This window comes from Streptomyces sp. NPDC001787 (assembly GCF_040297465.1).
Lineage (GTDB): Bacteria > Actinomycetota > Actinomycetes > Streptomycetales > Streptomycetaceae > Streptomyces.
On the sequence record NZ_JBEOZE010000043.1, the window covers coordinates 57285 to 70800 of the forward strand.

At 72.8% G+C, this 13516-nt stretch carries 11 protein-coding genes; 3 read left to right on the plus strand and 8 right to left on the minus strand.

The window, feature by feature from the left end:
• Positions 1-18: 18 nt before the first annotated feature.
• The 7 genes from serC to ABT170_RS36905 form a co-directional block, all read right to left on the minus strand.
• Positions 19-1137, minus strand: coding sequence for a phosphoserine transaminase (gene serC / locus ABT170_RS36875; protein ID WP_329941052.1), 1119 nt, complete (start codon positions 1135-1137; stop codon positions 19-21).
• Positions 1138-1288: 151 nt separating this feature from the next.
• Entirely contained in the window at positions 1289-2497 is a 1209-nt protein-coding gene (locus ABT170_RS36880; RefSeq protein ID WP_351874882.1) for a cytochrome P450 family protein, read from the minus strand.
• Positions 2494-3729: a cytochrome P450 gene (locus ABT170_RS36885; protein WP_351874902.1), complete on the minus strand. Its 1236-nt coding sequence runs from the start codon at positions 3727-3729 to the stop codon at positions 2494-2496. Before ABT170_RS36885 ends, ABT170_RS36880 begins: the two co-directional genes overlap by 4 nt.
• 11 nt (positions 3730-3740) lie before the next feature.
• Positions 3741-4388: a GTP-binding protein gene (locus ABT170_RS36890; RefSeq protein ID WP_329941050.1), complete on the minus strand. Its 648-nt coding sequence runs from the start codon at positions 4386-4388 to the stop codon at positions 3741-3743.
• Positions 4369-4740, minus strand: coding sequence for a DUF742 domain-containing protein (locus ABT170_RS36895; RefSeq protein ID WP_266932001.1), 372 nt, complete (start codon positions 4738-4740; stop codon positions 4369-4371). Before ABT170_RS36895 ends, ABT170_RS36890 begins: the two co-directional genes overlap by 20 nt.
• Positions 4737-5174, minus strand: a complete 438-nt coding sequence (locus ABT170_RS36900) for a roadblock/LC7 domain-containing protein (protein ID WP_266932000.1) — start codon at positions 5172-5174, stop codon at positions 4737-4739. Before ABT170_RS36900 ends, ABT170_RS36895 begins: the two co-directional genes overlap by 4 nt.
• Positions 5171-6799, minus strand: coding sequence for a sensor histidine kinase (locus ABT170_RS36905; RefSeq protein WP_351874887.1), 1629 nt, complete (start codon positions 6797-6799; stop codon positions 5171-5173). The genes ABT170_RS36900 and ABT170_RS36905 overlap by 4 nt, the downstream gene beginning before the upstream one ends.
• Positions 6800-7187: 388 nt before the next feature.
• Between ABT170_RS36905 and ABT170_RS36910 the strand changes: the two genes are divergently transcribed.
• Complete coding sequence (locus ABT170_RS36910) at positions 7188-9932, plus strand: FAD-binding and (Fe-S)-binding domain-containing protein (protein WP_351874905.1); 2745 nt, start codon at positions 7188-7190, stop codon at positions 9930-9932.
• Between the two features lie 259 nt (positions 9933-10191).
• Positions 10192-11190: a hypothetical protein gene (locus tag ABT170_RS36915; RefSeq protein WP_351874890.1), complete on the plus strand. Its 999-nt coding sequence runs from the start codon at positions 10192-10194 to the stop codon at positions 11188-11190.
• Positions 11191-11265: 75 nt separating this feature from the next.
• On the opposite strand, the gene ABT170_RS36920 is transcribed toward ABT170_RS36915, so the two are convergent.
• The gene (locus tag ABT170_RS36920; RefSeq protein ID WP_351874892.1) at positions 11266-12162 is read right to left on the minus strand and encodes a LysR family transcriptional regulator; all 897 of its coding nucleotides are present in this window, start codon (positions 12160-12162) and stop codon (positions 11266-11268) included.
• 148 nt (positions 12163-12310) lie between these two features.
• On the opposite strand from ABT170_RS36920, the gene ABT170_RS36925 reads away from it, so the two are divergent.
• Positions 12311-13270 (plus strand): EamA family transporter, encoded by a 960-nt coding sequence (locus tag ABT170_RS36925; protein ID WP_329941046.1) that lies wholly within the window; start codon positions 12311-12313, stop codon positions 13268-13270.
• Positions 13271-13516: the final 246 nt, after the last annotated feature.

Consider the following 13516-nt stretch of genomic DNA (forward strand, 5'->3'; position numbering starts at 1 on the left):
ATGTCTCCGTACGTCTGCCTACAGCTGCTCGATCACGTAGTCGACGCAGGCCGTCAGCGCCTGCACGTCCGCCGGGTCGATCGCCGGGAACATCGCCACGCGCAGCTGGTTGCGGCCCAGCTTGCGGTACGGCTCGGTGTCCACGATGCCGTTGGCGCGCAGCACCTTGGCGACGGCCGCCGCGTCGATGCCGTCCTCGAAGTCGATCGTGCCGATGACCTGCGAGCGCTTCTCCGGGTCGGTGACGAACGGGGTCGCGTACGTGGACTTCTCGGCCCAGCCGTACAGGTTCGCCGCCGAGGCGGCCGTGCGGCCGGTGGTGAAGTCCAGGCCGCCCTGGGTGTTCATCCACTTCAGCTGCTCGTTCAGCAGGAAGAGCGTGGCCAGGGCCGGGGTGTTGTACGTCTGGTTCTTCAGGGAGTTGTCGATCGCCGTCGGGAGCGAGAAGAACTCCGGGATGTGGCGGCCCGAGGCGTGGACGCGCGCCGCGCGGTCCAGGGCAGCCGGGGAGAACGCCGCGATCCACAGGCCGCCGTCGGAGGCGAAGGACTTCTGCGGCGCGAAGTAGTAGACGTCCGTCTCGGTGATGTCGACCGGAAGGCCGCCCGCGCCGGAGGTGGCGTCCACCAGGACGAGGGAGCCCTCGTCCGCGCCCGCGACGCGCTTGAGCGGCGCGGCGACACCCGTGGACGTCTCGTTGTGGGTGAAGGCGTAGACATCGACGCCCGCTTCGGCCCGCGGGTCCGGGTGGGTGCCCGGGTCGGACGCGATCACCGTCGGGTCGGCCAGCCACGGGGCGAGCTTGGCGGCCTTGGCGAACTTCGAGGAGAACTCGCCGAAGTTGAGGTGCTGGGACTTCGATTCGATCAGACCGTGCGTCGCGATGTCCCAGAAGGCGGTGGAGCCGCCGTTGCCCAGGATCACCTCGTATCCGTCGGGGAGGGAGAAGAGGCTGCGTACGCCGTCACGTACCTCGCCGACCAGGTTCTTGACCGGGGCCTGGCGGTGGGACGTGCCGAGAAGGGAGGTGCCGGTGGCGGCCAGCGCGTCGAGCGCCTCCGTCCGCACCTTGGAGGGTCCGGCGCCGAAACGTCCGTCGGCGGGCTTGATGTCAGCGGGAATCTGGATATCGGCCACGAGTCGGAGCGTAGTCCCTCGGCGGCAGGGCGCAGCACTGTGTCCGTCGGATGAGACGGGGGCTCCGGCCCGTGGACCCGGCCCCGACGGGCCGGGTCCATCACGTCGCGGCCGGGCCGCGGAGGGTCCGCGGAGGGTCCGCGGCGGCGGTTCAGCCGAGGTCGACCGGCAGCTCGTACAGGTCGTTCTGCGTGACGATCGGCTTGTTGCGCAGCTCGTCGGCGGGCACCGCGAGGTCCAGGTCCGGGAACCGCTCGTACAGCGCGGGCAGCGCGATCCCCGCCTCCAGGCGGGACAGTGCCGCACCCGGGCAGACGTGCGGGCCGTGGCCGAAGGCGATGTGGCGGTTGGGGGTGCGGGTGGCGTCGAAGTCGCCCGCGGTCGGACCGTACGCCTGCTCGTCGCGGCCGAGCGCGCCGAAGGAGACGATCAGCGCCTCGCCCTTCGGCAGCACCTTGTCACCGACCTCGACGTCCTCGGTGGCGAACCGGATCAGGACGTGCGAGGTGGGGGTGTTCCAGCGCAGCGTCTCCTCGATCACGCCCTCCCACGGGATCTCCCCGTTCAGCACCCGCGCCCGCTGCTCGGGGTGGGTCTGGAGCGCCTCCACGACATTGACGATGAGGCTGATCGTGGTCTCGTGACCGGCCGCGATGATCAGCTGGAGGGTGTTGACGATCTCCTCGTCGGTGAGGTGGTCACCGTCCTCGGAGGCCGCGATCAGGGCGCTGGTCAGGTCGTCGCCAGGGTTGGCCCGCTTGCCGTCGACGATCTTCGTGAAGTGGGCGCCGAGGTCCGCCATCATCTGCGGGACCTCCTCCGGCGGCGTCTGCGTGGAGAAGAACTTCTCGAACAGTTCCTTGAGCCGCGGGTGGTCGGCGGCGTCCACGCCCATCAGCTCGCTGATGACGTTCATGGGCAGCGGGTAGGCGAACTCCGCCTTCAGGTCCACCGGCTGCCCCTCGGGCAGCTCCGCCAGCCGGTCCAGGCTCGCCTTCGTCAGCGCCTCGATGCCCTCCCGCAGCCGCTCCACCCGCTTCACGGTCAGGGCCTGCGCGACCAGGGTGCGCAGCCTGCGGTGCTCGGTGCCGTCGACGGTCAGCATCGAGCGGCCGGGATTGGCGAGGCCGATCAGGGGCCAGTCCATCGGGATCTCGCCGCGCTGCCAGGCGCCCCAGACGTTGATGTCCTTCACGATCCGGCTGTCGGTGAGGAGCGCCTTCGCCTCGGCGTGGTGCGTGACGGCGTAGCAGTGCACGCCGCCCGGCAGCTCCACCTCGGCCAGCGGCCCGGCCGCCCGGAGTACGGCGCCCTCACCGTCGAGGTCGGTCACAAACGGGTCCAGGGCGATCCGGGTCATGGTCTTCCTCCGAGAGCGGGAGTGGGAGTGAAACGCACCGGCAGGTCGGTCAGGCCGCGCAGCCAGGGCGACGGGCGGCGGGTCAGCGCCTCGGCGGGGACGGCGAGGTCCACATCGGGCAGCCGGTCCAGGAGGACCTCGATCCCCGTACGGGCGATGACCTCGGCGGTCTCCTGGGCGGGGAAGGGGCAGCGGTGCTCGCCGTGGCCGAAGGAGAGGAAGGCGTTGTTGCCGCCGGTGAGCGCCGAGGCGTGGGTGCGGACCTGCGGGTCGCCGTTGGCGGCGGCGATCCCGAGGAGGAGCAGGTCCCCGGCGCGGATGTGCCGGCCGCCGAGGTGGGTGTCGCGGGAGGCCCACCGTCCGGCGACGTTCTGGGTGGGCGTGTCCTCCCAGAGCACCTCGTTCATCGCCTCGGCGACGCTGTGCCGCCCGCCGGAGAGGGAGGCGGCGAACCGGTCGTCGGTGAGCATGAGGCGCAGCGAGTTGCCCATCCAGTCGGCGGTCGGCTGGTGGCCCGCGGCCATCATGACCATCAGGTCCTGGGCGATCTCCTCGTCGGTGAAGCCCCCGTCGTCGGCGAGCATCCGGCTGGCGACGTCGTCGTCCGGCGCGGCGTGCTTGTCGGCCAGCAGCTGGGCCATGGAGGTGGTGAGGTGCTGCGCTCCGGCGAGCGCCCGCTCCCGGCCGTCGATCATGTCGTTGAGCGAGCCGACGAGCGCGGCACCGGTCTCGTTGGAGAAGCCGTAGAGCTTCGCCAGGACGAGCGCGGGGAGCAGCATCGTGTACCGCGCGATGATGTCCGTCCCGCCGGTGGAGCAGAACCGGTCGATGAGCCCGTCGGCGAACTCCTCCGCGTACCGCTTCAGCGCGAACGGGTCGACGCCCTCCAGGGCGTTGCTGATCATCATGGCGCGCCGGCTGTGCCGTTCGCCGACGGTGTAGAGGATCGACGGCTGCTTGCGCCCGATCATCGGCAGCAGCGGCCAGTCGGCCGGGATGCGTTCCCACTGGTTCCACAGGTCCGAGTCCCGGCTGAAGAGCACCGGATCGCCGGTGACCTGGTGCAGTTCGCGGTAGCCGAGGATCAGCCAGGCGGGCACGTCGCCGTCCAGCACGACCGGGGCCACGGCGCCGTGGTCGCGCCGCATGTCCCGGTACAGCCGCACGGGGTCGGTCTGGAAGCGGGGTCCGGACAGCGGTACGGACCCGTGGGTGACGGGGCAGCCCGTCACGGGGAGAGCGGTCACGGGGTGGGCTCCGGGGTCTTGGCGGGCGTTGCCGCGGCCAGGGCCGCCTGCGGGGGCCGGGCGCGGGCGGCCAGCTTCTGGAGGTGTTCGACGAGCGTGATCAGCACGTACTTGCTGGAGGACCGGTCCCGGGCGTCGCACTCCACGAGCGGGACGTCCTCGGACAGGTCCAGGGCCTCCCTTATCTGCTGCTCGGTGTGGAGCGGGCCGCCGAAGTCGTTGCACGCCACGATGAAGGGCGTGCCGTGGTGCTCCAGCCGGTCGATGGCGTACCAGGAGTCGGCGAGCCGCCGGGTGTCGACGAGCACGACGGCGCCCAGCGTCCCGGAGAAGAGCCGGTCCCACAGGAACCAGAAGCGTTCCTGTCCGGGGGCGCCGAAGAGGTACAGCACCGAGCGGGCGTCGAGCGTGATCCTGCCGAAGTCGAACGCGACCGTGGTCGACGTCTTCGCGTGCACACCGTCGAGGTGGTCGACGGCCTCGCCCGCGCGGGTCATGGTCTCTTCCGTGTTCAGCGGACGGATCTCGCTGACGGAACGGACCATGGTGGTCTTGCCGACGCCGAAGCCGCCGACGACGACGATCTTCAGTCCGTTGTCGGCCGTCGCCTGCAGGGCGGCACGGTCAGAGGTTGCGGAGTCCAACGAGCACCTGTTCCAGGATGTCGGGGTCGGGGAGCCGGTCCGCGACACGGGCGGTACGGGGGTGGCGGGCGCTGATCCGGCTGGTGTCGAGCAGGTCGCACAGCATGATGCGGACGATGCTGACGGGCAGGTTCAGGCTCGCGGCGATCTCGACGACCGCCGTGGGGCGCTCGCACATCCGCAGGATCGCGACATGTTCCGACTGCATGCCGGGGGACGGATCGCATTCCGCGACGACGAGGGTCACCAGGTCGAAGGCGGCCGAGTCGGAGCGGCTGCGGCCACCGGTGAGGGTGTAGAGCCGGTCCGGATCGTCGTCGCGGCCGGGGCGGGGGCGGGGCGCCGTCGTCATACGGCCGTGGTTTCCGCCGCGGCCGGGTCACCGGCCGGGTAGCGCGGCGGGGCGACGAGGTGTTCGCCCAGCTGCTCGACGAGTTCGCTCATGTTGTGCCCGACGAGGCCGACGTCGGAGTCCTCCGCGGCGACGACCGCGAGGTGCGCGCCCGCGCCCGCTTCGACGATGAACAGCACACCGCCGTAGAACTCGGTCATCGCGGACCGTACGCCGCCGGTGCCGTCACCGAACTCGATGGACGCGCCGTGCGACAGGCTCTGGATCCCGGCGGAGATCGCGGCCAGCTGGTCCGCCTGGTCGACGGAGAGCTCGGGGGTGCGGCACAGCTTGAGGCCGTCGCGGGACAGGACGAGGGCGTGCCGGGTGCCGGGGGTGCGGTCGAGCAGGCCCTCCAGCAGCCAGTTGAGCTTCTCGTCGGTGGTCGCGGTCATCGGGTGTTGCCTTCCGGGTGCGGGGAGTTGGCTCGTACCGCCTTGCTGAAGGTGCTGAAGCGGGCTGCCTGAACCTTCGGGTCGGTGGTACGGGGCCGGGGGCTGTCGGCTCCGCCGGGGGCGGCAGTGCCGGTACGGGACTCGGCGGCGGCCAGGGTGCGGCCGCGGCGGCGCTTGGGCAGGCCGCTCTCGCCGAACGTGGGCACGGCTCCGGTCGATTCGGAATCCGGGCCGGTGGCCGGTGCCTCGGCGGCGGGGGCCGGCAACCGGAAGGAGCCGGTGGCCGAGTCCACGTCGGACCCGGCGTCCGGTCCCGGGGCGCGGGAGGTGTCCGGGTGCGCGTCCGGGGTCGTGTCCCGGTGCGCGGCCGGCGCGTGGGCGGGCTCCGGCTCGGTGGGTGCGACCGGTGCCGGGGCGGAGGCCTGCGCGGGCACCTGCGCCTGCGCGGGAATCGGTGCGGCGGCGGTGACGGGCTCGGCGGCCGGTACGGCGGTGGGCGCGGTGGCGCGGGAGATGAGGTCCTGCGGCAGCATCATCAGCGCGCCGGTGCCGCCCCGGGCGGACGGCCGGAAGGAGACGGTGAGGCCGTGCTTGCGGGCCAGCCGTCCGACGACGGCGAGGCCGAGCCGGGTGCCGGACAGACCGGTCAGGTCGTGGTTCTCGGCGGCCACGGCGCGTTCGGCGCGGCGCAGCTGGACGTCGCTCATGACCAGGCCGCTGTCCTCGACGGTGATGACGATGCCCGCCGGGACCTCCTCGACGTAGACATGGACCTCGGCGGTGGGCGGCGAGAAGTTGGCGGCGTTGTCGAGCAGCTCGGCGAGGGCGTGCATGACGCCCTCGGCGGCGTGCCCGGCGATCGCGACATCGCTCGTCGAGTGCAGCCGCACCCGCTGGTAGCTGCCGATCCGCCCCATCGCGCCGCGCAGGATCGACTCCATCACGATCGGCTTCGCCCAGCGGCGCCCGGAGCGGGCACCGGTCAGTACGGCGATGGAGTCGGCGAGCCGGCCCGCCTGGGCGGTGCGGTGGTCGAGGTGGAGGAGATCCCCGAGCACGTCCTCGGACGTGTGCCGGTGCTCCATCTCCCGCAGGTCGGCGAGCATGCTGGTGGCCAGGGCCTGCATGCGTCCGGCGGCGTTGGCACAGGCGGCGACGGCGGCGGAGCGCTCGGTCTCGCTGCGGCTGACCCGCGCCGTGAGCCGCTGGGCCTCGGCGGTGAGACGGGCCTGCTCGGAGGCGGCCTCGTTGGTGAGGCGGGACAGCTCGGCCCGTGCCTCGGCGGTGATCCGGGCGTTCTCGGCGGAGGCCGCCGCCTTGATCCTGGCGGTCTCGGCGGTGAAGCGCTGGGCGTCCGCCGCCGAGGCGGAGACCAGGCGCGAGGTCTCGGCGGTGAACCGCTGGGTCTCGGCGGCCCGCTGGGCGCGCAGGGCGCGGGCCGTGCCCAGGGTGTGGACGGTGACGGCCAGGGCGACGCTCAGCAGCACGGCGGCGGCGCCCGCTCCCCAGGCCAGCGGGGTCCTCACCGCATCAGGGGCGACGGCGACCGCCCACACGGTCAGTGAGCCGGTGACGATTGCCGAGATCAGCAAGGCGAGTGCGGTCGGCCGGAATGAGGGGCGCAATCGGAGTCCTTGGGGCGGACGGTGCGGGACAGGTCAGATTGGGACAGTCCGTCACGAGAATGGATGAACGTGACAACTGGAGCTGATAATTCCTGCTCAAGTCTTGGTCACTATAAGAGAATTGACGATTGGTTTGGGAAGTTCCTGTGGGCTTTTTTGTTCCGAATGCACCTTTGCGTCCGGTCCTATCCCAAGAGTTCACCCCGCCGAAGGGCATCCTGAGCGCATGGCCGAAGAGCGCGAGGGGATTTCCGGACAGACGGGCGACCCCGGACAAGGACTTGGTGCAGACCGGAGCGGGGGAGTTGGTCCGGACCTGGAGCACGCCCTCGGGGCCGCCGTGCGCGGAGAGGTCCGCTTCGACGCCACCGCGCGGGCCCTGACGACGATGGACGCCTCCAACTACCGCCGGGTGCCCCTCGGCGTCGTCGCCCCGCGCGACGCCGACGATGTCGCCGCCGCACTCGCCGTCTGCCGCGAGTACGCGGTCGCGGTGGTGCCGCGCGGCGGCGGCACCTCCATCGCCGGTCAGGCCACCGGCACCGGCATCGTGCTGGACCTGACCCGTCATCTGCGCTCGATCCTGGCGGTGGACGCCGAATCCCGTACCGCCGTCGTCCAGCCCGGCGTGGTCCTGGACGACCTGCGCGCCGCCGCCGCGCCGCACGGGCTGACCTTCGGCCCCGACCCCTCCACACACAGCCGCTGCACCCTCGGCGGCATGATCGGCAACAACTCCTGCGGCTCGCACTCGGTCGCCTGGGGCACCACCGCCGACAACGTCCACGCGCTCTCCGTCGTCCGCTACGGCGGCGCCACCCTGCGGCTGGACCGTGAGCGGGCCCCCCGCGACGGCGGCGGCCCGGCAGGGGTGCGGGAACTCGTCGAGGGGCACCTGGCCCTGCTGCGCACCGGCTACCCCGACCTCCCGCGCCGTATCTCCGGCTACGCCCTCGACGCCCTGCTCCCCGAACACCCGGGCGGCCCCGACCCGGCCCGCGCCTTCTGCGGCAGCGAGGGCACCCTGGCCGTCGTCACGGAGGCGACCGTCCGCCTGGTCGAGGCCCCGCGCTCACGCGCGCTGGCCGTACTCGGGTACGCCGACGAGTCCGCCGCGGCCGAGGCCGCCGCCGGGCTCCTCCCGTACGGTCCGCTCACCGTCGAGGGCATGGCCGCCGATCTCGTACGCGAACCGGCGGGGCTGCCGCGCGGTGGGGCCTGGCTCTTCGTGGAGACGGGCGGAGCCACCCCGGCAGAGGCGCGCGGCCGTGCCGAACGCGTCCTGCGGGCGGCCGACGCGCTCGACGGCGCGGTGGTCACCGACCCGGCCGGGCAGCGCGCCCTGTGGCGCATCCGCGAGGACGCCTCCGGCACCGCGACCCGGATGCCCGACGGCAGCGAGGCCTGGCCCGGCTGGGAGGACTGCGCGGTTCCGCCCGCACGGCTCGGCCCGTACCTCCGCGACTTCCGCGCCCTGCTCACCGAACACGGGCTGCGCGGCACCCCGTACGGCCACTTCGGCGACGGCTGCATCCACGTCCGTATCGACTTCGACCTGCTGAGCCCCGAGGGCGTGGCCCGCTTCCGCCGGTTCTCCGAGGATCAGGCCGGCCTCGTCGTCGCGCACGGCGGCTCCCTCAGCGGCGAGCACGGCGACGGCCAGGCGCGCGCCGAACTGCTGCCCCGTATGTACGGGGACGAACTCGTCGGGGTCTTCCACCGCTTCAAGGACCTGTGGGACCCGGACGGCGGCCTGAACCCCGGGATGCTCGCCCGCCCGGACCGCCTCGACGCGAACCTCCGGTTCGCCGTGCTGCCCAAGGGCCCGGTGGACGTGGCCTTCGGCTACCCGCAGGACGGCGGCGACTTCTCGGGCGCGGTCCGCCGCTGCGTGGGCGTCGCCAAGTGCCGTACGGCCGGGGCGGCGGGCCCGGACGTCATGTGTCCGTCCTTCCGGGCGACCGGCGAGGAGGCCCACTCGACACGTGGCCGGGCCCGGCTGCTGCACGAGATGCTGGCGGGCGAGGTCATCACGGACGGCTGGCGGTCGACGGAGGTACGGGACGCCCTCGACCTCTGCCTGTCCTGCAAGGGCTGCCGCAGCGACTGTCCGGTGGGCGTGGACATGGCCACGTACAAGGCGGAGTTCCTGCACCACCACTACCGGGGACGGCTGCGGCCCGCGGCCCACTACGCGATGGGCTCCCTGCCGCGGTGGCTGCGGCTCGCCGCCCCGTTCGCCCGCCCGCTGAACGCCCTGGCCCGGGTCCGCCCGCTCGCCGCCCTCGCCAAACGGCTGGCGGGCATCGCGCCCGAACGGAGGCTTCCGGTGCCGGCGACGGAGACGTTCCGCCGTTGGATGCGCGGACGCGTGGAGAAGGGGACACGCGACCTCCCGGCCGGCGAGGTGGTGACCCTGTGGCCGGACACCTTCACCGAGCACCTCTCGCCGGAGGCGGGGCGGGCGGCGGTACGGGTCCTGGAGGCGACGGGCCGTACGGTGCTCGTCCCCGGCAAGGGCGTGTGCTGCGGCCTCACCTACGTATCGACGGGCCGCCTGGACAGGGCGCGTGCGGTGATGCGCCGCACCCTGGACCGGCTGGTCGGCCTTCCCGGCGCCCCGCTCGTCGTCCTCGAACCGAGCTGCGCGGCCACCCTCCGTACCGACCTGCCGGAACTGCTCCCCGACGACCCGCGAGCCGCCGCACTCGCCGCGTCCGTCCGTACCCTGGCCCAGTATCTGGAGGAGTACGCCCCCGACTGGACCCCGCCCCGCGTCGAACGCCCGGTCGTGGGACAGACGCACTGTCACCAGCACGCGGTGCTGGGCGACGGCGCCGAGCGCAGACTCCGCGAACGGATGGGCCTGACCGGCGAACTGAGCGGCGGCTGCTGCGGCCTCGCCGGGAACTTCGGCTTCGAGAAGGGCCACTGGGAGGTCTCGGTGGCCTGCGCGGAGCAACAGCTCCTGCCCTCCGTACGGGCGGCGGAGCCCGGCACGGAACTCCTGGCCGACGGATTCTCCTGCCGGACCCAGCTGGACCAGCTCGCGGGACGCCGGGCCAGACACCTGGCCGAGGTGCTGGCGGAGGGGCTGGACGCGGGCGCGGCGGACGCGGAGGCGCGTCGGTGAACCGATCCGGCCGTTCGCCGGTACGAGGCACACCTCGGCGACTCCGTCCGGTGACCCCGGGTATCGCGTCCGCCGGTCAGGCGTCGCGGCGCTCCCCGGGATCCGCCGGAGCAGGGACTGCCGCCCGCGTCAGGCACATCGGCGAGCGTTGAGGGGACTCGGGCCTCTCCGGGCCGGACCCGGCCGGGCTGTCGGGCCGGGCTGTCGGACCGGGAACGTACCCTCCCCGTAATGACCCCCCCGGCAGGAAGAGACCGACGTGCGGCACATCAGGGCAGTCCCGCTCCAAGAGGCCGATGAGCGCTTCGGAGTCCGGTCGTTGTTCCACCTCGACGGGATCGACGATGCGGAAGTCGTCGTGTTCACCGGCGACACCACCCTGGAGAGTCTGCCGCTCGACTTCTCGGAGCTCGACTCCTGGTCCGGGCTGACGAAGACCCACCCGGACGCGTTCCGGGGCGTCGTCGTCGACGGCGACCTCACCGTCACCGAATGGATAACCAACTGGGACACGGATTTCGGCCCGTTCCTCCTGGTGCGGGGCGACGTCCGGGCGAAGAGCCTCGCCACTTCGGGAAGCGAGATCCTCATCGAGGGCGACCTTGAGGTGGCGCAGACTCTCGCCGGGTTCTACAACCACGGCCACACGGTCATCAAGGGAGACACCCGCGCCGAGGTCGTGCTGACCTCTCAGCATCTGAGCGAGTTCCACGGCCGCCTGACCGCTGAACTCTGCGTCGCCGGAAAATTCCTCAGGGTCGCGGACCCGGCCAGGGTCCAGGTCAACGGCTGGGAAGGCCACGTCCACGACCTTCGGGGCGACATCCTGCCAAGTCTCGGTTCGGCGTCGACGCGAGCGCTCCGTGCCCTCGACCCCGACTTCCGCGACCTCGACAGAAGGCCGCTCCTGAAGGCCATCGAGGCCGGGCGGTCCCTGCTGCGCGCCCCCGGTCCGCCCCGGGCCACCCCCGACGGGCCCAGGACGCCCGCCGAGGCCATCCGCGACATCCTGCGGCTGGCCGGGAGCCGGGAGCAGGACCGCTGGGACGACGGCTTCGTCGTCGGCGAAGGCAAGGACGACGTGTTCGAGGTCTTCTACTGCGAGGCCAACGAGCCGGACGATCCGCCCGCCCCCGGTGCACCGGAGGTGCTGGATCCGGCCGCGGAGTTGCTGCGCTACGCCGGAGCCCTGACCGCAGCCGGGTATCGGGTGGCCGCCGATCCCCACGACGCGGAGGTGCTGCTGGTACGCCGCTGACCGGACGTGCCCGCCGGGGCGGGCGGCTCCACTGTTCGACCCGTGATCGTGCCCGCCGGGGTCGCGGGACACCCTTCAGGGCCGGGCGTCGTGGTCCCGCACCACGATCTCGCGGGCCAGCGCGGCGAGCTTCGGCAGCGCGGGGTGGCCGGGGGCGTCGCGGCGGGCGAGCAGCACGGGCAGGGGCGGGGCGTCGTCGAGCGGGCGGTAGGCCACTCCGGCGTGCGGATGCATCCCTGCGGTGGAGGCGCCGGACACCCCGGTGCCGCGCCCGGCGGCGATGGCGGTGAGCCAGTCGTCGGTGTTGGCGACGGTCAGGGTGGTGGTGGGCCGGGCGTGCGGCGGCCACAGGTCGAGGGTGGTGGTGCCGGAGACGGTGTTCAGTACGACCGTCCCGGACACCAGGTCGCCGAGCGACAGGGAAGGGCGCGCCGCGAGCGGCCCGTCGGCGGCGACGGCCGCCACCCGGGCCTCGTCGAACAGCACCTCGGTGACGATCCCCGGCGCGTCCACCGGCCCCCGCAGGAGCGCGGCGTCGACCTCGCCCCGGGTGAGCCCGGCGGTGCGGTCGTCGATGCGCAGCAGTTCGAGCGGGGTCTGCGGGTAGCGCTCCTGCCAGGTCCGCAGCAGCGGTGTGGTGTACGGGCCGAAGGCCGACCAGGCGTGTCCGAGCCGCAGGGGCCAGGTCCGCAGCCGCCCGGAGTCGAGTGCCTCGTCGAAGGCGGCCACCGCGGCGGCGGCCTTGTCGTGGAAGGCGACGCCCTCGGGGGTGAGGGCGAGATGGTGGGTGGAACGGTCGACCAGCAGGACGCCCAGGTGTTTCTCCAGGGCGGCGAGCGTCCGGGAGACGGCGGGCTGGGTGAGCCGGAGGCGGGCGGCGGCGCGCGTGACGTTCCCCTCATCCGCGATGGCGAGGAAGGCGCGCAGGTGCCGGAGTTCCAAGGGGCGGCCGGAAGAGGGGTCCTTGCTCATGCGTGGGGAGCATAACGGGAGCCCAGCAGGCATTTCACGGGACGCGCCGGGGTCCTTACGGTGGAAGGGCCCGTCCGTTCGGGCAGCCCATCACCGTCAATTGTCCAGTGCATTGGATTGCACTGATGATCCCATCGAAGGCAGTCCAGTGAACGACCTGAGCACCACCGCAGAACCGGCCGCAGCGGCCGTCGCCGTACCCGAGGCGGTGTCGGCGCTCGACGGGACCGGCGGCGGTGCACGGCGCCCGGGTGGCCGGCGGGCGGCGCTGGGGCCGGTGGCGCTCGTGGTCGCGGGCGGCCTCTCGGTCCAGTTCGGTTCGGCGGTCGCGGCCCTGCTGATGCCGAGGGCCGGCGCGCTCGGTGTCGTCACCCTGCGCCTGGCCGTCGCCGCGCTGGTCCTGCTGGTCGTCTGCCGCCCCCGGCTGCGCGGCCACTCACGGGCCGACTGGGGAACGGTGGTGGCCTTCGGCATCGCGATGGCCGGCATGAACACGCTCTTCTACCAGGCCCTGGACCGCATTCCGCTCGGCATCGCCGTGACACTGGAGGTGCTGGGCCCGCTCGCGCTCTCCGTCCTCGTCTCCCGCCGCCTGATCAACGTCCTGTGGGCCGGCCTCGCGCTGGTCGGCGTCGTCCTGCTCGGCGGTGGCGGCTTCGACCGCCTCGACCCGGTCGGCGCGGCGTGCGCCCTGGGGGCGGGCGCGATGTGGGCGGCGTACATCGTCTTCAGCGCCCGCACGGGCCGCCGCTTCCCCCAGGCGGACGGCCTCGCGCTGGCCATGGTGGTCGCGGCGGCCCTCTCCCTGCCGCTCGGCATCATGGAGTCGGGCACCAAGCTCACGGTCCCCTCCACCCTGGCGCTGGGCGCGGCGGTGGCGCTGCTGAGCTCGGTCCTCCCGTACACCCTGGAACTGATGGCCCTGCGCAGGCTCCCCGCCCCCACCTTCGCGGTGATGATGAGCCTGGAACCGGCGATCGCCGCCGCGGCCGGCTTCCTGATCCTGGACCAGGCCCTGTCCACCCTGGACGCCCTCGCCATCGCCCTGGTCATCGGCGCGAGCATGGGCGCGGTGCGCGGGCAGGTGGGCGGGGGGAAGAAGGGCTGAGCCGGGGGCGGCCGGGCGGGCGCGTCGGCGGGCGTTGGAGGCAGGTGCTGCCGTGCCCCGAGAATGGCGCACGGGGGCGGAGACAGGGCCACCGGGAGAGCCGGACCACGCGCGGGGCTCACGGGCTATGGGTGTTCGACGACTTTCACGCCGCGTAGTTGGCGGATGAGGAGGGAGGCGAGCATGCCGGGGTATTGGGGTTGGTTGTAGGGGGAGAGTTGGCCGTTGTCGGTGGTGGTCCAGCCG